Here is a 19,136-nt window from a genome sequence, read left to right on the forward strand (position 1 = left end):
CCGGCGGATGGGGCGTTCGGGTGTAACCGGCACGTCGCCGGGTCCCACAGCCGCCGGGCGGGCCGGTCAGGCGCCGGCGAGAACCGCGTTGGACGGGCCCCGGGCCGCCGACTGCTCGCGCGCCACCGCTTCGGCGTCGCGCAGCACCCGTACGGCGTTGGACCAGGTCAGCTTGGCCAGGTCTGCCTTCGACCAGCGGCGCGCCAGCAGCTCGGCGACCAGGTTGGGGTACCCGGCCACGTCGTCGAGCCCGGACGGGGTGAAGGCGGTGCCGTCGTAGTCCCCGCCGATGCCGATGTGGTCGACGCCGGCCACCTCGCGCATGTGGTCCAGGTGGTCGGCGACCGTGGCGGCCGTGGCCACCGGGCGCGGGCGCCCCGCCTCGAAGGCCCGGTGCAGGTCCATCGCCGCCGGGGTGGTGTCGAGGTGGTGGTAGCCGTGCGCCCGCAGGTTCTCGTCGGCGGCCAGGGTCCACTCGACGGCCGCCGGGAGGATGAACTTCGGCACGAAGGTGGCCATCGCGACCCCGCCGTTGGCCGGCAGCAGCGCCAGCACGTCGTCGGGGATGTTGCGCACGTGGTCGCAGACCGCGCGGGCGGAGGAGTGCGAGAAGACGACCGGCGCGGCCGAGACGGCGAGCGCGTCGCGCATCGTCGTCTCGGCGACGTGCGAGAGGTCGACGAGCATGCCGACGCGGTTCATCTCGCGGACGACCTCGCGGCCGAAGTCGCTCAGGCCGCCGTGCCGGGGCTCGTCGGTCGCCGAGTCCGCCCAGTCGATGGTGTCGTTGTGCGTGAGCGTCATGTACCGCACGCCGAGCTGGTGCAGCGCGCGCAGCGTGGCGAGCGAGTTGTTGATGGAGTGCCCGCCCTCGGCGCCCATCAGGGAGGCGATCCGGCCGTCCGCGCGGGCCGCCTCCATGTCGTCGGCCGTCAGGGCCCGCACCAGGTCGCGCGGGTAACGGTCGATCAGCTGGGCGACGGCGTCGATCTGCTCCAGGGTGGCGCTGACCGCCTCGTCGCCCGCGTAGTCGGAGCGCACGTAGACCGACCAGAACTGCGCGCCGACCCCGCCGGCGCGCAGCCGGGGGATGTCGGTGTGCAGGTGCCCCGTCTGGTCGCGGCCGATGTCCCGCCGGTCCAGGTCGTAGCGCACGGTCTGGCGCAGCGCCCAGGGCAGGTCGTTGTGTCCGTCGACCACCGGGTACTCGGCGAGCAGCTCGCGCGCCTCGTCCAGGTGGCGGGCGGTGCTCGCCGCGACAGCGCTCACTTGCCGAATCCGAAGGACTCCTGGCCGGCGACCTTCGTACGCAGCCGCTTGCCCTTCTCGGTGGCCTGGTCGTTCAGGTCCTGCTGGAACTCGCGCATGCGGGCCAGCAGCTCCGTGTCGTGGGCGGCCAGCATCCGTACGGCGAGCAGCCCGGCGTTGCGGGCTCCGGCGACCGAGACGGTGGCGACGGGAACCCCGGCGGGCATCTGGACGATCGACATGAGCGAGTCCATGCCGTCGAGGTACTTCAGCGGGACCGGTACGCCGATGACCGGCAGCGGGGTGACGGAGGCGAGCATGCCGGGCAGGTGGGCGGCACCGCCCGCGCCCGCGATGATCGCCTTCAGGCCGCGCCCGTCGGCCCGCTCGCCGTACGCGATCATCTCGCGCGGCATCCGGTGGGCGGAGACCACGTCGACCTCGTAGGGGATCTCGAACTCGTCGAGGGCCTGGGCGGCCGCCTCCATGACGGGCCAGTCGGAGTCCGAGCCCATGACGATGCCGATGACGGGAGCTGCTGCGGAGGTGCTCATGCGGTGATGGTTCCTCTGAGATAGCCGGCTGCGTGACGTGCTCGCTCCAGCACATCGTCCAGGTCGTCGCCGTAGGTGTTGACGTGGCCGACCTTGCGGCCGTGTTTCACGTCCTTGCCGTACATGTGGATCTTCAGCTGCGGGTCGTGGGCCATGCAGTGCAGGTACGCCGCGTACATGTCGGGGTAGTCCCCGCCCAGGACGTTCGCCATGACCGTCCAGCGGGCGCGGGGGCGCGGGTCGCCGAGGGGGAGGTCCAGGACGGCCCGCACGTGGTTGGCGAACTGGGAGGTGACGGCGCCGTCCTGGGTCCAGTGGCCGCTGTTGTGCGGGCGCATGGCCAGTTCGTTGACCAGGATCCGGCCGTCGGTGGTCTCGAAGAGCTCCACGGCCAGGTGGCCGGTGACCCCCAGTTCCTTGGCGATGCGCAGGGCCAGTGCCTGGGCCTCGCCCGCCAGCTCCTCGGAGAGGTTCGGCGCGGGGGCGATCACCGTGTCGCAGACGCCGTCCACCTGGACGGACTCCACGACGGGATAGGCAACCGCCTGGCCGTGCGGGGAGCGCACGATGTTGGCCGCGAGCTCGCGGACGTAGTCCACCTTCTCCTCGGCCAGGACCGGGACGCCCGCCTTGAACGGAGCCTCGGCGTCCTCGGGCGTGCGGACGAACCACACGCCCTTGCCGTCGTACCCGCCGCGCACCGTCTTGAGGATGACGGGGAAGCCGCCGACCTCCTGCGCGAAGGCAGCCGCGTCCGCCGGATCGCTCACGATCCGGTGGCGGGGGCTGGGCGCGCCGATCTCGTCGAGCTTGGCGCGCATCACCCCCTTGTCCGCGGCGTGCACCAACGCGTCGGGCCCCGGGCGGACGGGGACGCCGTCGGCTTCCAGGGCCCGCAGGTGCTCGATGGGCACGTGCTCGTGGTCGAAGGTGATCACGTCACAGCCGCGCGCGAAGGCGCGCAGGGTCTCCAAGTCGCGATAGTCGCCGATGACGACGTCGCTCACGACCTGGGCCGCCGAGTCCTGTGGGGTGTCACTGAGGAGCTTGAATCTGATGCCGAGGGGGATACCCGCCTCGTGGGTCATGCGGGCGAGCTGTCCGCCGCCGACCATGCCGACTACCGGGAACGTCACCCCACCAGAGTATCCGGCGGTATTCCGCCATCCGGACACGCCCTGGCCGGTACCCGGTGCGGGCGGGCGAGTGTGCCGTGTGTCGCACGGTGTCCGAAGGCGCAGACGTACCAACGGGGCGACACTTAACATGGGCGAACCGCAGAAGAACGCGTGACGCCTCATACGGGGGGCCCGAGGGACAGGACTGAAGCCTCATATGAGCGAGCCGGAGAACGGATCTGTCCTCGACCGCGTGCGCGGGCTCGCGCGCGAGGTCGCGAGGTTCGGTGCCGTCGGCGGGCTGGGGGTCCTGGTCAACCTGGGCGTCTTCAACCTGATCCGCCACGTCACGGACCTCCAGGTGGTGCGCGCGAGCGTGATAGCCACTTTGGTCGCCATCACCACGAACTACCTGGGCTTCCGCTACTTCGCCTACCGGGACCGCGCCGACCACACCGGGGCCGGGCGCACCCGGGAGCTGTCGCTCTTCATCGCCTTCAGCGCGATCGGGCTGGTCATCGAGAACGGCATCCTGTTCGCGGCCACCTACGGCTTCCACTGGGACGGCCCGCTGGCCTCGAACTTCTTCAAGTTCTCGGGCATCGCCATCGCCACCGTGTTCCGCTTCTGGTCCTACCGGACCTGGGTCTTCAAGGCCCTGCCCGCGCAGGCCGCGGCCTCACTGGTCGTCGAGCAGCGCGACGGCCAGGTCCAGGCCCCGGCGCGGACCCCGGAAGCCGCCGCGAACTGACCCGGCCGGCCGGTCAGCGGACCGTCTGCTCGGGTTCGGTGCGGTCGGGCGCGGTCCGGCTGAGGAACAGCGCGAACACCGGTGGCTGCGTCTGGAGCAGTTCCAGGCGGCCGCCGTCCGCCTCGGCGAGGTCCCGGGCCACCGCGAGGCCGATGCCGGTGGAGTTCCGGCCGCTGATGGCCCGCTCGAAGATCCGGTTGCCGAGGTCCGCCGGGACCCCGGGCCCCTCGTCGGTGACCTCCAGGACGGCCTGGTTCCCGATCACGCGGGTCCGTAGCGCCACGGTGCCGCCCCCGTGCATGAGGGAGTTCTCCACGAGGGTCGCGAGCACCTGCGAGACCGCGCCCGGGGTACCGACGGCCCGGATCCCGGTCTTGCCGGAGCGCACGACGGCCCGGCCGGCGCTGCGGTAGGCGGGGCGCCACTCCTCCAGCTGCTGTTTGACGACCTCGTCGAGGTCGAAGGGGACCGCCGAGCCCGTACGGGGGTCGCGGGAGTTCGTCAGGAGCCGCTCCACGACGTCGGTGAGCCGCTCCACCTGGGTGAGGGCGATCGTGGCCTCTTCCCGGACGGTCTCCAGGTCGTCGGTGACCGTGATCTCCTCCAGCCGCATCGACAGGGCCGTCAGCGGGGTCCGCAGCTGGTGCGAGGCGTCCGCGGCCAGGCGCCGCTCGGCGGTGAGCATCCGCCCGATCCGCTCGGCGCTGGAGTCCAGTACGTCCGCGACCCGGTCCAGCTCGGGGACCCCGTACCGCTTGTGCCGGGGGCGCGGGTCGCCCGATCCCAGGCGCTCGGCCGTCTCGGCGAGGTCGGTGAGCGGGGAGGCGAGGCGGTTGGCCTGGCGTACGGCGAGCAGGACGGCCGCCACGACGGCGAGCAGCGCGACGGCGCCGACCACGGCCAGGGTCCGCCCGACCTCCTTGGTGACGGTGGAGCGGGGTTCCTCGACGACCACGACCTCGCCCTGTTCGCCGCGCGCCGTGCCCCGGATGACGCTGTCGTCGGTCCTCGGGCCGATCTCGACGGTCGGGCGGCCGGGGATCGTGATCCGCGCGTACCGGCCGCTGTCGAGCTGCTCGGCGAGTGCCTCGGCGTCGACGGGCCGCTTCTCGAGGACGCTGCCCTCGACGATGCCCACCAGCCGCAGCGCCTCGGACTCGATGCGGTCCTGGGCGCTGCTGGTGATGGTGCGGGTCTCCACGATGACGAGGGAGACGCCGAAGACGGCGATGACGACGAGCACCACGGCGAGCGTGGAGTTGATCAGACGGCGGCGCATGGCTTAGAGGATGCCCCAGAGGGGGCGGGGAAAGCGGCTCAGCTCTTCTCGAAGCGGAAGCCGACGCCCCGGACGGTGGCGATGTAGCGGGGGTTGGCGGCGTCGTCGCCGAGCTTCTTGCGGAGCCAGGAGATGTGCATGTCGAGGGTTTTGGTGGAGGACCACCAGGTGGTGTCCCAGACCTCGCGCATCAGCTGGTCGCGGGTGACGACCCGGCCCGCGTCGCGGACGAGGACCCGCAGGAGGTCGAACTCCTTGGCCGTGAGCTGGAGCTCCTCCTCGCCCATCCACGCGCGGTGCGACTCGACGTCGATCCGCACCCCGTGGGTGGCGGGGGCCTGGGCGGCCTCGGTGGCGCCGCGGCGCAGCAGGGCCCGGACCCGGGCGAGCAGTTCGGCGAGGCGGAAGGGCTTGGTCACGTAGTCGTCGGCGCCCGCGTCCAGGCCGACGACCGTGTCGACCTCGTCGGCGCGGGCGGTCAGGACCAGGATGGGGAAGCCGTGGCCCTCGGCGCGCAGGCGGCGGGCGACCTCCAGGCCGTCCATGCCCGGCAGGCCCAGGTCCAGGACGACGAGGTCGACGCCGCCCTGCAGTCCCGCGTCCAGGGCCGTGGGGCCGTCTTCCCGGACCTCGACCTCGTACCCTTCCCGGCGCAGGGCGCGGGCCAGGGGTTCCGAGATGGATGCGTCGTCCTCGGCGAGCAGTACACGCGTCATGTGGGTGATGGTAGTCCGCACGGGGGGAAAGAAGAGGCCTGCCTGCAGACCCCTTCCGAACTGGGCTTATAAACTACTACCCACCTTCGAATGTACCCAGATGGTTCCACCCTCACCTTGTGATCCATCTCTCAAGTACTTTCATATGCGGCACTGTCGTGTCGTATGGTGTCGAGACGCCCCATGCACTACCTCAGGGACTTTCGCGCCAGAACAAGCCGAAAGTCTCTATTTCTGTCCTGATCGGACAGGCATTGTTATCGCACGCCCGTTCCGGGCCGGATGACAGTGAATGACCTATGGGCCGGGCCCTGCGCGCGAAGAAGCGCGACGGGGCGTGGATCCCGGTGACGGATGTTCCCTCGTCCCGCTCCGACGGAGCGAGACCCCCGGGCGTGGGGTCGGGACAGCCTCCGCCGGTACCGGCCACTCCTCACCGGGCGCCGTTGAGCTCACGAAGCCGCGCGTCCCGAGCAAGCAAGGATCGACCATGGCTTCCAGCCTGACGAAGGACTCGGCGGACCCGTCTACCGAGAAGACCTTCCTCGGCCACCCCAGCGGCCTCGCCTTCCTCTTCATGACGGAGATGTGGGAGCGCTACAGCTTCTACGGCATGCGCGCGCTCCTCGTGCTCTTCCTGGCCACCAACGTGGCCGACGGCGGTCTCGGGATGAACGACGCGACCGCGGTCGCGATCTACTCCGTCTACAACGCGATGGTCTACCTGCTCGCCCTCCCGGGCGGCTGGCTCGGCGACCGCGTGTTGGGTGCCCGCAAGGCCGTGGCCGTCGCCGGCGTCGTGATCATGACGGGTCACTTCCTGCTGGCCGTGCCCTCGACCGTCTCGTTCTTCATCGGCCTGGCGCTCATCGCCGCCGGTTCCGGTGTGCTCAAGGCCAACATCTCCACGATGGTCGGCCAGCTGTACACCGACAAGAACGACCCCCGTCGTGACGGTGGCTTCACGATCTTCTACATGGGCATCAACCTCGGTGCCTTCTTCGCCCCGCTGACCATCGGCTGGGTCGGCCAGAAGGTCAACTGGCACCTGGGCTTCGCCATGGCCGGTGTCGGCATGGCCGTGGGCCTCGCCTTCTACTTCTTCGGCTTCCGCCACCTGAACCCGGTCTCGAACACGGTTCCGAGCCCGCTGAGCGCCGCCGAGAAGTCCTCCGTCCTCAAGAAGGGCCTGATCTGGCTCGGCGTCGCCGCCGCCGCCTACGCGATCATCGGCCTGGCCGGAATCTTCACGATCAACTACGCCCTGTGGCCGCTGACCATCGCCGGCCTGATCCTTCCGGCCTGGGCGATCCTGCGGATCAAGCGCGACAAGGACCTCTCCAGCGTCGAGCGCTCCCGCATGTCGGCGTACGTCTGGTTCTTCGCCGCCGCCGCGATCTTCTGGGCGATCTACGACCAGACCGGCTCCACGCTGGCCCTGTTCGCGAAGGACAGCACGGACAGCACGCTGTTCGGCTTCAACTTCCCGGAGAGCTGGTTCCAGTCGCTGAACCCGCTGTTCGTGATGGCGCTCGCGCCCCTGTTCGCCATGCTGTGGATCGCCCTGGCCCGCCGCTCCAAGGAGCCCACCACCCTCGCGAAGTTCTCCTTCGCGCTGGTCATGATCGGTGTCTCCTTCGGCGTCATGATGATGGCCCAGGGTCTGGCCACCGGCGACACGAAGGTCAGCCCGATGTGGCTGGTCGGCGTCTACTTCATCCAGACCGTCGGTGAGCTCACCCTCTCCCCCGTCGGCCTGTCGCTGACCACCAAGCTGGCGCCGCAGAAGTACGCCTCCCAGATGATGGGTGTCTTCTTCCTCGCGGTCACCGCGGGTGACTCGACCATCGCGCTGCTCCAGCTGCTCGGCGCCCCGACGGACACCCAGGGCTGGTTCGCCACCCAGGGCGTGCTCGCCGTCCTCGCCGGCATCGCGATCTACATGTACCGCAAGAAGGTCCAGCCGCTCATGGGTGGCGTGCACTGACGCACCCCCTGACGCGGGCAGCGGCCCGGCACACCGCACGGTGTGCCGGGCCGCTGCCGTTCGTCCGGGTAACCGTTACCTCGTGCCGCGCAGGCGGCGCCAAGGGGTGAAGGTGAACACGGCCGCGCCGAGCAGGATCACCGTGCCGGCGATCAGGGCCAGGGCCTTGATGCCGCCCTCGTCCTCGGCGCCGGTCTCGGCGAGGTTGCCCGAGGAGGCGCTGCCCGTGGAGGTGTTGCCCGTGGCGCCGGGCGAGCCGGCGCCGCCCTCCTGGGCGGTGGTGTCGAGCTCCAGGGAGACGCCGGTGGTGGTCGCGGTGCAGGGCACCACGATCGGGGTGGCTCCGGGGGCCATGACGACGTCGATCGTCAGCTGGTCCGGGCTCAGCGTCGCCTTTCCGGTCTTGCCCGGCTTGTAGGTACCGGTCATGTCGCTGAGCGTGACCGGGTCGCCCGCTCCGATCGGCGCCGCGTTGGCAGGGCCGGAGACCTTGACCATGCCGCTGTCACCACCACCGATCTTGATGTTCATCGAGGGCTTGAGGGCCCCCGCCGGCAGCGGCGCCGGGCTCTTCATCGCGCCCTTCGCGGTCTTGACCGTCAGGTCGTAGGTGCCGCCGTTCTTCTTGGCGTTGATCGTCACCGGCGTCTTGATGCCCCCGGGAAGGAAGCTGCCGCAGTCGTAGGCGACCTCGACGGGCTTGCCCGGGAAGTCGCTCTGGCCGCCGCCGCCACCGCTGGTGGTGCTGCCCGTGGTCGACGGGGTACCGGTGGTGGAGCCGCCGCCCTCGGTGACCTTGATGGTGACGCCGACTCCGGCGGGCTCCTGCGGAGTGCAGTGGGTGAGCAGGCCGCTGAAGTCCACGTCGTACTTGCCGGGTGAGATGGTGACGTCCCCGGCTTTGGTCAGCTTGAGCTTGGCCTTCATGTCGGAGATGGTCATCGGCGACTTCTTGGGGATCGGCGGGTTGGTCCGCGTCCCCTCCATCTTCAGCTCGCCGCTCTGCGCGCCGGCGACCTTCGCGTAGCCGATCGGCTTGATGCTGTCCTTGGGCAGGTCCATCAGGTCGGTGTTGTTGGAGGCCGGCTTGACGGTCTTCCAGACCACCTCTATCTCGTCACCCACCTTGGCCGTGGCCGGGGCCGTGACCGAGGCCGTGGTCGTGCCCTGGACCGGGCCGCCACCGCCCGCCGGCGGAACGCATTCCACCTTGTAGGAGACGTCGGCCGCCTGGGCGGGGCCAGCCGCCAGCAGGATGCCCGCGCCGCCGAACAGCAGCGCGACCGCGGCCGCGCTCACCCTCCGTTGGGTCCTCACGATGGTCCTTTCGTCGTCGGACTGTTCTCAGACGGTGCGGACGCCTGTGGTGCCTGTCGTGCCTGTGGTGCCTCTGGTGCCTCTGGTGCTGGTGATTCGGATGGTGCGGTGGTCCCCGGCGCGCTGTCCGGGGTGAACCACGGCAGTACCGCCGTGGTGGTCTGAGGGGGTTCGCCCGCCGGCTCGGGCCGGGCCGGGCCGGGACCTCGCAGGGAACCGCGCGCGGGACCCCGTACGGCCGGGATCCTGGGCAGCCGGGCGGTCACCGCCGCCGCGTCGGGCAGCCGGGGGCCCCGGTGGCGGCCGCCGGCGGGCTCGCGCGGGCGGACCTTGTCGACGACGGCCATGCCGATCCGGAAGACCGCGGCCGGGATCACGACGAGGAGCAGGCCCCAGAACAGCAGCACCCCGTACGGGCGGTCCACGCCCCAGGGCTGCGTGGCCACGACCGTCTCGCCGTACTTGAGGGAGAGCGTGTAGTCGCCGTGGGCGCCCGCGGACAGGGCTGCGGGAAGGGCGATCTCCGCCTTGCCGCCGGGCGCGATCGTGCCCTTCCAGCGGACCTCCTCCCAGATCGGCGCGAACACCCCGTGGGCGGTGCCGAGCTGGAAGACCGGGTCCTTGACCGGCGCGGAGCCCAGATTGCCGACGGTCACCGTGAACGTGCGCTCCGGCGGGGCTCCGAACCAGGTCAGCACCCCGTCCTCGCCCTTGAGCCGGACACCGGTGAGCATCGCGAGGCGGGCGGTGCCGCCCTCGGCGGGCAGCTCGGCCACCGGGTGGTCGGTGATCTTCAGCGGGGCGGCGACGGTGGACTGGTCCCCGTTGACGGAGGTGACGTTGACGACGCAGGGGCAGGGCTTGGGCGGGGCGACCACCGGGAGCTGGGCGGAGAAGTGCCCGTCGTCGGCGACCGAGACGGCGATGCCGTCGGCGTTGGCGCAGCTGTTGGTGCCGCCGATCATGTTCTGACCGCAGACCAGCAGCATCACCATGGTCTTGGGCCGCCAACCTGTACCGGTGACGGACAGCTCGGTGCCCTTGACGGCCTCCTTCAGCGAGAGCGCCACGGCGGGCTTGGCGTCGTCCGCGGCGGCCGGGGGCGCCGCGGACAGCGCCAGGGCGCACACCGCGAGTCCTGCCAGCGCCGCGCGTCCCGCCGCGGCGAGGGCCCTGACCTTGCCGCCGCGACTCCCACCGGCTCTGGCGCTCACCTGGATGCTCCCGTCAACTCGTGGTCCGGTGCTGCGGCGTGTTCGGGGCTCCCGTGCTTCGGCGGCCCGTGCCGGTCGTCGGCCCGTATCCGCCGTTTGCGTACGAGCAGCAGCGCGATGCCCGCGGTTGCGCCAAGGCCGAGCAGCCCCACCCCGGTCCGGCCCGCGATCCCCCAGGGCACGAACCACGCCGAGGTGCTCCCCGTGGCGCGGGCGCCGCCGGGGGCGGTGACGGTGAGGGTCAGGGCGACCCGGTCGAAGACCGGTGCGCCGGGCCAGGGTTCGCTCAGCTCCACCCGCTGGCCGGGCAGCACCTCGACGGGCAGGGTGCGGGCGCTGCGGCCCGCGACCTCGCCGAAGGTGCCCTCCGCGCGGAGGGAGAGCTCGGGTGCGAGGGCCACGTTGCCCCGGTTGACCAGGGTGTAGGCCACCCGCGCGGACGCGCCCTTGCCGCGTACGGCGACGTCCTCGACGGTGAGCGCCGCCAGCGCCGGGCCGCCGACCCGCAGGTGGACCCGTACGCCCACCTCGCGTCCGGCCTCGGTGGCGACGACGGCGGCCGGGTGGTCGCCGGGCGGCGAGCCGGCCGGCACGGTGACGGTGAAGGGGACCACCGCGCGGGTGTGCGCCGGGACCTTGACCGTGGCGCCCGGGCCGAAGGCGATCCACAGGCCCGCGCCCGTGGACTCCTTGGCGGGGCGCACCGCGAAGGCACCGCCCGCCGTGTTGTAGGCGTCGGCCCCGCGCAGGGTGACGGTGTGCTCCTGGTCGCTGGTGTTGTCCAGGGCGAGGCGGTCCTCCAGCACCGTGCCGGAGGTGCCCGCGAGGTAGAAGTACGGGCGGGCCCCGGGCCGGGACGCCGCCGCGGGCGCGCCGCCGGCGACGGGCGCGGCCGTCCAGCCGGGCTCGTCGGCGGCGGCCGGGGAGGCCGCCGCTCCGTGGAGCAGGGTGGCGGCGACGGCGGCGAGCAGGAGCGCGCCGGACCGCCGGGGCGCGCCGGGGCCGCGGCGGGTGGGCCGGCCGGGGGCGCCGGGAGCGCTGAGCGCGCACATGACCGGGGGTGCTCCGTTCAGGACCGGGCCCGCTGGCCGCGCCGGGTCAGCCAGAGCACGCCGGCGGCGCCGGAGAGCAGCACGGTGGCGCCGAGGGTGCCCAGCGCGATGGCGGAGTCCTCGGGGCCGGTCTGCGGGAGCGTGCCGTCGGTGGGGGCGGAGCCGGACTGCGCGGCGGCGCCCGCGGGGCCCTCCACGTCCATCTCGAGGGATGCCTTGGGGCTGTTGCCGGGCGTGCAGGTGGTCGTCGTGCCCATGGCCTTGATCGTGAGGACACCCGCGGTGAAGGTGACCTTGCCGCTCTTCTTGGGCGTGTAGGTGCCCGACAGGTCGGTGATCTTGATGGGCGTCTCGGCGGGCACGGCCTCGGGGTTGGGCGGGCCGGAGACCGGGACGGAAGCCTTCTCCGCGCCGTCGACGAGGATGACGGCACTGGGGGTCATCGCGCCCTTGCCGAGCTCGATGGGGCTGGAGGAGACGCCCTTCTGGAAGGTCATCGTCAGCTTGTAGCCGCTGCCCTCCTTGACGGCCTTGATGTCGATGGGCGAGACCGCCGACTTGTCCCCGATGGGGGTCTTGCAGTCGTACTGGACGTCGATCACGGCGGCTTGGGCCGCGGGGGCGGCCAGCAGGACCGCCGTTCCCGCCAGCGCGGAGGCCAGCGCGAGCGCGGTGGAGCGTTTCCGGTCGGACACCTTCGTCTTCCCCTCGAACCTTGGGCCACAAGTTACTGACGGCACATCAGATTTGGGGGTCAAGGTACGCCCGGGGCCTTACGGAGGGAAGACAAAGGACAGCGCCGGATCGGCGGCCCGCCGAGGGGCCGCGGATCACGCCGGCGCTGTCCCGTTCCCCGGTGGCCCGGGGGGTTCAGAGCGTCTTGCGGCCCTTCTGCCAGACGGCGGAGACCAGCGGGACGCCGGGCCGGTAGGCGAGGTGGACGTGGCTGGGGGCGTCGAGCAGGACCAGGTCCGCGCGGGCCCCGGCGGTGACGGCGCCGATGTCGCCGCGGCGCAGCGCGCGGGCGCCGCCGGCGGTGGCGGACCACAGGGCCTCGTCGGGGGTCATCCGCATGTCGCGGACGGCGAGCGCGATGCAGAACGGCATCGAACTCGTGTAGGAGGAGCCCGGGTTGCAGTCCGTGGACAGGGCGACGGTCGCGCCCGCGTCGATGAGCCTGCGCGCGTCGGGCCACTGGGCGCGCGTGGAGAACTCGGCGCCGGGCAGCAGGGTGGCCACCGTGGTCGACGCGGCCTGCGCGAGGGCGTCCACGTCGGCGTCGGTGAGGTGGGTGCAGTGGTCGGCGGAAGCGGCCTCCAGCTCCACGGCGAGCTGCACGCCGGGGCCGTGGGAGAGCTGGTTGGCGTGGACGCGCGGGATCAGCCCGGCGGCCGCGCCGGCCGTCAGGATCGCGCGGGCCTGCTCCCCGTCGAAGGCGCCCTTCTCGCAGAAGACGTCCACCCAGCGGGCGTACGGGGCGCAGGCGGCCAGCATCTCGCCGGTGACCAGGTCCACGTAGCCGGCCGGGTCGTCCGCGTAGTCCGGGGAGACGATGTGCGCACCGAGGTAGGTGACCTCCTCGGTGTGCGCGGCGGCGATGCGCAGGGCGCGGGCCTCGTCGGCGACGGTCAGGCCGTAGCCCGACTTGGTCTCGAAGGTGGTGGTGCCCTGGCGGCGGGCCTCGTCGAGGTGGCGCACCAGGTTGGCCTCCAGCTCGGCGTCGGAGGCGGCGCGGGTGGCGGCGACGGTGGTGCGGATGCCGCCGGCGGAGTAGGCGCGGCCGGACATGCGCGCGTTGAACTCGGCGGTGCGGTCACCCGCGAAGACCAGGTGGGAGTGGGAGTCGACGAAGCCGGGGATGACGGCGCGGCCGTGCGCGTCGTACGCGGCGTCGGCGGCGGGGGCCTTGTCGGCGGGGCCGACCCAGGCAATCTTGTCGTCCTCGACGACGACAGCCGCGTTCCCGATCAGGCCGAGGGGGGTGCCGTCGCCGAGGGCGGGGTCGTTGGTGACGAGGCTGCCGATGTTGGTGATGACGGTGGTGGTCATGGGGGTTCCTCTCAGAGGGTTCCTTGCCCCACCCCGCCCTTTCGCCGTTTCCTGGGGCTCAGCCCCAGACCCCGCGCCTCGAACGCCGGCGGGGCTGGATCTTTCGGGGTGGGGGAAGGGCAACGTCAGGCGCGGAGGGCCTCGATGGACTCTGCCAGGGCCGACGGCACGTCCGGGACGAGGGTGTGGTGGCCGTCTCGGACGATGTGGCGGCCGCCGACCACGGTGTGGCGGATGTCCGACGCCGTGGCGGCGAAGACGGCCGTCTCGGCACCGAGCCTCGGCAGCGGACCGGCCGTGCGTACGGAGTCCAGGGCGATCGTGGTGAAGTCCGCGAGCGCGCCCGCCTCCAGCCGCCCCGCGTCGGGTCGGCCCAGGGCCGCGTGGCCGTCGGCGGTGGCCGCGCTCAGCAGGGCGTTCGCCGTCCAGTGGCCGCGCGTACGGCTGCGGAGCCGCTCGTTGAGCTCCATCGCGCGGGCCTCTTCGAGCAGGTCGATGACGGCGTGGCTGTCGCTGCCCAGCGAGAGGGGGCTGCCCGCGCGCTGGAGGCGGGTGGCCGGGCCGATGCCGTCGGCGAGGTCGCGTTCGGTGGTGGGGCACATGCAGGTGCCGGTGGTGGTGGAGCCGAGGAGGGCGATGTCGGCGTCGGTCAGGTGCGTGTTGTGCACGCCGGTGGTGCGCGGGCCGAGCACGCCGTGGTCGGCGAGCAGCTGCGTCGGCGTACGCCCGTGGGCGGCCTGGCAGGCGTCGTTCTCGGCGGTCTGCTCCGAGAGGTGGACGTGCAGCGGGGCCCGGCGCTCCTCGGCCCAGCCGGCCACGGTGGCGAGCTGTCCGGCGGGCACGGCGCGGACGGAGTGGATCGCGGCGCCGATCAGGGCGTGTTCGCGGGGCTTGAGGGCGGACACCCGCTCGGCCCAGGCGTCCGCGGTGCCGTCGGAGAAGCGGAGCTGGTGGGGGTTGGGCGCCTCGCCGAAGCCCGCCGAGAGGTACGCCGTGTCCAGGAGCGTGATCCGGATGCCGGCCGCGGCGGCGGCCTCGATCAGGGCCTCGCCCATGGCGTTGGGATCGGCGTAGGGGACTCCGCCGGGGGCGTGGTGGACGTAGTGGAACTCTCCGACGGCCGTGACGCCGGCCAGGGCCATTTCGGCGTAGACGGCGCGGGCGAGGTCGAAGTAGCTCTCGGGGGTGAGGTTTTGGGCGACCTTGTACATGAAGTCGCGCCAGGTCCAGAACGTCCCGGAGCCGACCTGCACGGTGGAGCGCAGGGCCCGGTGGAAGGCGTGGCTGTGCGCGTTGGCGAGGCCGGGGACGGTCAGGCCCCGCAGGACCTCCGCGCCCGGGGGCGGGGTGGGGGTCCCGGTCCGCAGGGCGGCGATCCGCCCGTCGTTCGCTCCCGCGGCGGAGCCGCTCGTGGACACGTCCAGGGCGACGCCCGGCTCGACATGGGTGCCGAGCCAGGCGTGCTCCAGCCAGTACGTCTTCAGCGGCACGCGAGGCCTTCCAGTACGTCGGCGAGGGCGAGGACGCCTGCGACGCAGTCGTCCTCGTCGGCGGACTCCCGCGGGGAGTGGGAGACGCCGGTGGGGTTCCGTACGAACAGCATCGCGGTCGGGACGGCCGCCGAGAGGATTCCGGCGTCGTGTCCCGCGCCGGTGCCGAGGACGGGGAGCTCCCCGCCCAGGATCCGGTTCAGCTCGTCCCGCAGGGCGTGCTCGAACTCCACGACCGGGGTGAAGGACTCCCGGACGATGTCCAGGTCGATCCCGTCCCGGTCGGCGTGCTCGCGGGCGGCCTTCTCGATCGCGGTGACGACCGTGTCGAGGGTGGCCTGGTCGCCGGCCCGGGAGTCGAGCCAGCCGCGCACGAGCGAGGGGATGGCGTTGACCCCGTTGGGTTCGACGGAGATCTTCCCGAAGGTGGCCACGGCGCCGGCGAGGGTCGCCTCGGCGCGGGCCGCGAGCACGGTCTGCGCGTAGGTGAGCATCGGGTCGCGGCGGTCCACCAGGCGGGTGGTCCCCGCGTGGTTGGCCTCGCCCCGGAAGTCGAAGCGCCAGCGGCCGTGCGGCCAGATCGCCGAGGCGATGCCGACCCGGTCCCCGGAGAGGTCCAGGGCGCGCCCCTGCTCGACGTGCAGTTCGACGAAGGCGCCGATGCGGGCGAGGCGTTCGGGATCGGCGCCGATGGTCTCGGGGTCGTATCCGGCCGCCTCCATGGCACGGGGAAGGCTGATGCCGTCCGCGTCGCGGAGCTCGTAGGCCTTCTCCTTGGTCAGCTGTCCGGCGCTGAGCCGGGAGCCGACGCAGGCGAGGCCGAAGCGGGCCCCTTCCTCGTCGCCGAAGTTGGTGATGGCCAGCGGCCTGGAGAACTCCGCTCCCCTCCTGCGGAGTTCGTCCAGGGCCGCGAAGGAGGAGACCACTCCGAGGGGGCCGTCGAAGGCCCCGCCGTCGGGGACGGAGTCCAGGTGGGAGCCGGTGACGACGGCGTCCCCCGCGAGGGGGTCGCCGAGCCAGGCCCACTGGTTGCCGTTGCGGTCGGTCTCGTACGCGAGCCCGCGCGCCCGGGCCTGCGCCTGGAACCAGCTCCGGCAGTCGGCGTCGGCGCCGGTCCACGCGTACCGGCGGTACCCGCCGCTGCCCGCGTCGCGGCCGATGGGCCGGAGCTCGCTCCACATCTCGTGGAACGAGGCTCCGGCGGCGGCTTCCTGCATCACGCCTGGTCGCCTTCGCGCATCGGGACGCGGACGTTCCGCTCGTCCGCCACGGACTCCGCGATGTCGTAGCCGGCGTCGACGTGGCGGATGACGCCCATGCCCGGGTCGTTGGTCAGGACGCGGCGGATCTTCTCGCCCGCGAGCTTCGTGCCGTCGGCGACCGTGACCTGGCCCGCGTGGATGGAGCGGCCCATGCCGACGCCGCCGCCGTGGTGGATGGAGACCCAGGACGCGCCGGAGGCGACGTTGACCATGGCGTTGAGCAGCGGCCAGTCGGCGATCGCGTCGGAGCCGTCGAGCATGGCCTCGGTCTCGCGGTACGGGGAGGCCACCGAGCCGCAGTCCAGGTGGTCGCGGCCGATGACCAGGGGCGCGGCCAGGGTGCCGTCGGCGACCATCTCGTTGAAGCGCTCGCCGGCCTTGTCGCGCTCGCCGTAGCCCAGCCAGCAGATGCGCGCGGGCAGGCCCTGGAAGTGGACGCGCTCGCCGGCCATCTTGATCCAGCGGTGCAGGGACTCGTTCTCGGGGAAGAGCTCCAGCATCGCCTTGTCGGTCTTGTGGATGTCCGAGGCCTCGCCGGAGAGCGCCGCCCAGCGGAAGGGGCCCTTGCCCTCGCAGAACAGCGGCCGGATGTAGGCGGGGACGAAGCCCGGGAAGGCGAAGGCGCGGTCGTAGCCGGCCAGCTGGGCCTCGCCGCGGATGGAGTTGCCGTAGTCGAAGACCTCGGCGCCCGCGTCCATGAAGCCGACCATGGCCTCGACGTGCGTGGCCATCGACTCGCGGGCCCTGGTGGTGAAGCCGGCCGGGTCCTTGGCCGCGTAGGCCGCCATGTCGTCGAAGTCGACGCCCACGGGCAGGTAGGCGAGCGGGTCGTGGGCGGAGGTCTGGTCCGTCACGATGTCGATCGGGGCGCCTTCCGCGAGCATCTGCGGGAGGAGGTCGGCGGCGTTGCCGAGCAGGCCGATGGAGAGCGGCTTGCGGGCGTCGCGCGCCTCGACGGCGAGGGCGAGGGCGTGGCGCAGGTTGTCGGCGCGGACGTCCAGGTAGCGGTGCTCGATGCGGCGGTCGATGGCGCGCGGGTCGACGTCGATGCAGATGGCGACGCCGTCGTTCATGGTCACGGCGAGCGGCTGGGCGCCGCCCATGCCGCCGAGGCCGGCGGTGAGCGTGATGGTGCCGGCGAGCGTGCCGCCGAACTTCTTGGCGGCCACGGCCGCGAAGGTCTCGTAAGTGCCCTGCAGGATGCCCTGGGTGCCGATGTAGATCCACGAACCGGCCGTCATCTGGCCGTACATGGTCAGGCCCAGGTTCTCCAGGCGGCGGAACTCCTCCCAGTTGGCCCAGTCGCCGACCAGGTTGGAGTTGGCGAGCAGGACGCGCGGCGCCCACTCGTGCGTCTGCATGACGCCGACCGGGCGGCCGGACTGGACGAGCATCGTCTCGTCCTGCTTGAGGGTCTGCAGGGTGCGGACCATCGCGTCGTACGAGCGCCAGTCGCGCGCGGCCTTGCCCGTGCCGCCGTAGACGACGAGCTTGTCGGGGTGCTCGGCGACCTCGGGGTCGAGGTTGTTCTGGAGCATCCGCAGCGCGGCCTCCTGCTGCCATCCCAGGGTGCTCAGCTCGGTACCTCGTGCGGCCCGTACGGGGCGGGGTCCTGACATGGCGGTGCCTCCTCCGATGTTGGTCAATCTATTCACATCCTTACTCCCTGAATAGATTCAGTCAACAGCTGCGGTGTGCCGCGCCGGATGATGAGATGGGGGATATGGCAGTCGAAACGCGTGTACAGGCCGCCGGAGCCACCGCCGAGCGGCGTGACCGGGCCGTACGGGCCGCCGTGGAACAGGGCCTGATCGACGAGGTCTCGCCGCTGGTCTGCCTGCTCGACGTGGCCGGCATCCGCGCCTCCGCAGCAGCACTGACCAGCGCTTTCGCCGACGCCCTCGCCCCCGGGACCCCCGTCCTGCACGCCTTCGCGGTCAAGGCCGCGCCGCTCGTGCCGGTCCTGCGGCTGCTCGCCGACGCGGGGATCGGCTGCGAGGTGGCCAGCCCCGGCGAGCTGGCCCTGGCCCGCGCCGCCGGGGTCGCGCCGGAGCGCACCGTCCTGGACTCCCCCGCCAAGACGGCCGCGGAGCTGCGGGACGCCCTCGCCCTGGGCATCGCCGTCAACGCCGACAACCGCCAGGAGCTGGAGCGGCTCGACGCCCTCGTCGCCGCCGCCCCCACCCGGTCCCCGATCGGCGTGCGGATCAATCCGCAGACCGGCGCGGGCACCATCGACGCCCTCTCCACCGCCACGGCGACCTCGAAGTTCGGCATCGCCCTGCGCGATCCCGGCGCCCGCGCATGGCTCGTACGGGCGTACGCGGACCGGCCCTGGCTCACCCGCCTGCACACGCACTCCGGCTCCCAGGGCGTTCCGCTCCCGCTGATCGCCGAAGGGGTGCGGGAGCTGCACGCGCTGGCCGAGGAGATCAACGCGGCGGCCGGGCGGCAGCAGGTCGACACCCTGGACATCGGCGGCGGACTGCCGGTGAACTTCACCTCGGACGAGGAGACGCCGACGTACGCGCAGTACGCGGCGGCCCTGCGGGAAGCCGTCCCCGCCCTCTTCGACGGCTCGTACGGCCTGGTGACCGAGTTCGGCCGGTCCCTGACGGCCAAGCACGGGCTGGTGCTCTCACGGGTGGAGTACACGAAGGCCGCCGGCGGCCGTCCGATCGCGCTCACGCACGCGGGGGTGCAGCTGGCCACCCGCACGGTGTACGCGCCGGCGGCCTGGCCGCTGCGGATCCTGCCCTACGACGCCAAGGGCCACCCCCTGACCGGCCCGCCCGTCGCCCAGGACGTCGCGGGGCCCGCCTGCTTCGCGGGCGACCTCCTGGCGGCCGCGCGGGAGCTGCCGTCCCTGTCCCCGGGGGACCTGGTGGCGGTCCCGGACACGGGCGCGTACTTCTTCACCGTCCACTACGGCTACAACAGCCTCCCGCGGCCGGCGGTCCACGGCTTCACGGTGACCCCGGCGGGCGACGTCCGCTTCACCCTGGCCCGGCCGGCGCAGTCCCTGTCCGACATCACCGCGGAGGCGGGCGCGGCCCTCCGCGACGCCCTGCTCTAGGCCGTCTCTTCCGGATCTTGCCG

Annotated in this window: 16 protein-coding genes; 3 read left to right on the forward strand and 13 right to left on the reverse strand. The window is 72.3% G+C overall.

Translation table 11 applies throughout. The features are described from left to right. Positions 1-66: 66 nt before the first annotated feature. Genes ACFWBY_RS00175 through ACFWBY_RS00185 form a run of 3 tightly spaced genes read right to left on the reverse strand, consistent with a single transcriptional unit; the run spans position 67 to position 2,917 of the window. Positions 67-1,269: a dipeptidase gene (locus ACFWBY_RS00175; protein ID WP_385337938.1), complete on the reverse strand. Its 1,203-nt coding sequence runs from the start codon at positions 1,267-1,269 to the stop codon at positions 67-69. Next, positions 1,266-1,802: a 5-(carboxyamino)imidazole ribonucleotide mutase gene (gene purE / locus ACFWBY_RS00180; RefSeq protein ID WP_385337936.1), complete on the reverse strand. Its 537-nt coding sequence runs from the start codon at positions 1,800-1,802 to the stop codon at positions 1,266-1,268. The genes ACFWBY_RS00175 and purE overlap by 4 nt, the downstream gene beginning before the upstream one ends. Next, positions 1,799-2,917 (reverse strand): 5-(carboxyamino)imidazole ribonucleotide synthase, encoded by a 1,119-nt coding sequence (locus tag ACFWBY_RS00185; protein WP_385338043.1) that lies wholly within the window; start codon positions 2,915-2,917, stop codon positions 1,799-1,801. Before ACFWBY_RS00185 ends, purE begins: the two co-directional genes overlap by 4 nt. A gap of 220 nt (positions 2,918-3,137) precedes the next feature. On the opposite strand from ACFWBY_RS00185, the gene ACFWBY_RS00190 reads away from it, so the two are divergent. Further along, complete coding sequence (locus ACFWBY_RS00190; RefSeq protein ID WP_385337933.1) at positions 3,138-3,671, forward strand: GtrA family protein; 534 nt, start codon at positions 3,138-3,140, stop codon at positions 3,669-3,671. 13 nt (positions 3,672-3,684) lie between these two features. Here the strand turns inward: ACFWBY_RS00190 and ACFWBY_RS00195 are convergent, their stop codons facing one another. Continuing rightward, on the reverse strand, positions 3,685-4,950 hold the full coding sequence (locus ACFWBY_RS00195; protein WP_385337930.1) for an ATP-binding protein: 1,266 nt from the start codon (positions 4,948-4,950) through the stop codon (positions 3,685-3,687). A gap of 38 nt (positions 4,951-4,988) precedes the next feature. Continuing rightward, positions 4,989-5,666 (reverse strand): response regulator transcription factor, encoded by a 678-nt coding sequence (locus tag ACFWBY_RS00200; protein WP_385226684.1) that lies wholly within the window; start codon positions 5,664-5,666, stop codon positions 4,989-4,991. A gap of 490 nt (positions 5,667-6,156) precedes the next feature. On the opposite strand from ACFWBY_RS00200, the gene ACFWBY_RS00205 reads away from it, so the two are divergent. Beyond that, a complete protein-coding gene (locus tag ACFWBY_RS00205) occupies positions 6,157-7,653 on the forward strand; it encodes a peptide MFS transporter (RefSeq protein WP_385337927.1) in 1,497 nt (498 codons plus the stop codon). Between the two features lie 75 nt (positions 7,654-7,728). Here ACFWBY_RS00205 and ACFWBY_RS00210 read toward each other — a convergent pair whose 3' ends face one another. The 8 genes from ACFWBY_RS00210 to hutU form a co-directional block, all read right to left on the reverse strand. Further along, positions 7,729-8,952 (reverse strand): hypothetical protein, encoded by a 1,224-nt coding sequence (locus ACFWBY_RS00210; protein WP_385337924.1) that lies wholly within the window; start codon positions 8,950-8,952, stop codon positions 7,729-7,731. Positions 8,953-8,966: 14 nt separating this feature from the next. Further along, a complete protein-coding gene (locus tag ACFWBY_RS00215) occupies positions 8,967-10,184 on the reverse strand; it encodes a hypothetical protein (RefSeq protein ID WP_385337921.1) in 1,218 nt (405 codons plus the stop codon). Continuing rightward, complete coding sequence (locus ACFWBY_RS00220; protein ID WP_385337919.1) at positions 10,181-11,236, reverse strand: hypothetical protein; 1,056 nt, start codon at positions 11,234-11,236, stop codon at positions 10,181-10,183. The genes ACFWBY_RS00215 and ACFWBY_RS00220 overlap by 4 nt, the downstream gene beginning before the upstream one ends. 17 nt (positions 11,237-11,253) lie before the next feature. Further along, on the reverse strand, positions 11,254-11,931 hold the full coding sequence (locus ACFWBY_RS00225; protein WP_385337916.1) for an LPXTG cell wall anchor domain-containing protein: 678 nt from the start codon (positions 11,929-11,931) through the stop codon (positions 11,254-11,256). Between the two features lie 175 nt (positions 11,932-12,106). Then, positions 12,107-13,285, reverse strand: a complete 1,179-nt coding sequence (gene hutI / locus ACFWBY_RS00230; protein ID WP_385337913.1) for an imidazolonepropionase — start codon at positions 13,283-13,285, stop codon at positions 12,107-12,109. 125 nt (positions 13,286-13,410) lie between these two features. Further along, complete coding sequence (locus ACFWBY_RS00235; RefSeq protein ID WP_385337911.1) at positions 13,411-14,775, reverse strand: formimidoylglutamate deiminase; 1,365 nt, start codon at positions 14,773-14,775, stop codon at positions 13,411-13,413. Then, on the reverse strand, positions 14,766-15,992 hold the full coding sequence (locus ACFWBY_RS00240) for an allantoate amidohydrolase (protein ID WP_385338041.1): 1,227 nt from the start codon (positions 15,990-15,992) through the stop codon (positions 14,766-14,768). The genes ACFWBY_RS00235 and ACFWBY_RS00240 overlap by 10 nt, the downstream gene beginning before the upstream one ends. Further along, positions 15,992-17,656, reverse strand: a complete 1,665-nt coding sequence (hutU, locus tag ACFWBY_RS00245) for a urocanate hydratase (protein WP_385337909.1) — start codon at positions 17,654-17,656, stop codon at positions 15,992-15,994. Before hutU ends, ACFWBY_RS00240 begins: the two co-directional genes overlap by 1 nt. 104 nt (positions 17,657-17,760) lie before the next feature. Between hutU and ACFWBY_RS00250 the strand changes: the two genes are divergently transcribed. Beyond that, on the forward strand, positions 17,761-19,113 hold the full coding sequence (locus ACFWBY_RS00250) for a diaminopimelate decarboxylase (RefSeq protein WP_385337907.1): 1,353 nt from the start codon (positions 17,761-17,763) through the stop codon (positions 19,111-19,113). The last annotated feature ends 23 nt before the right edge of the window (positions 19,114-19,136 follow it).

Source organism: Streptomyces sp. NPDC060049, assembly GCF_042736715.1.
Classification (GTDB): Bacteria; Actinomycetota; Actinomycetes; order Streptomycetales; family Streptomycetaceae; genus Streptomyces.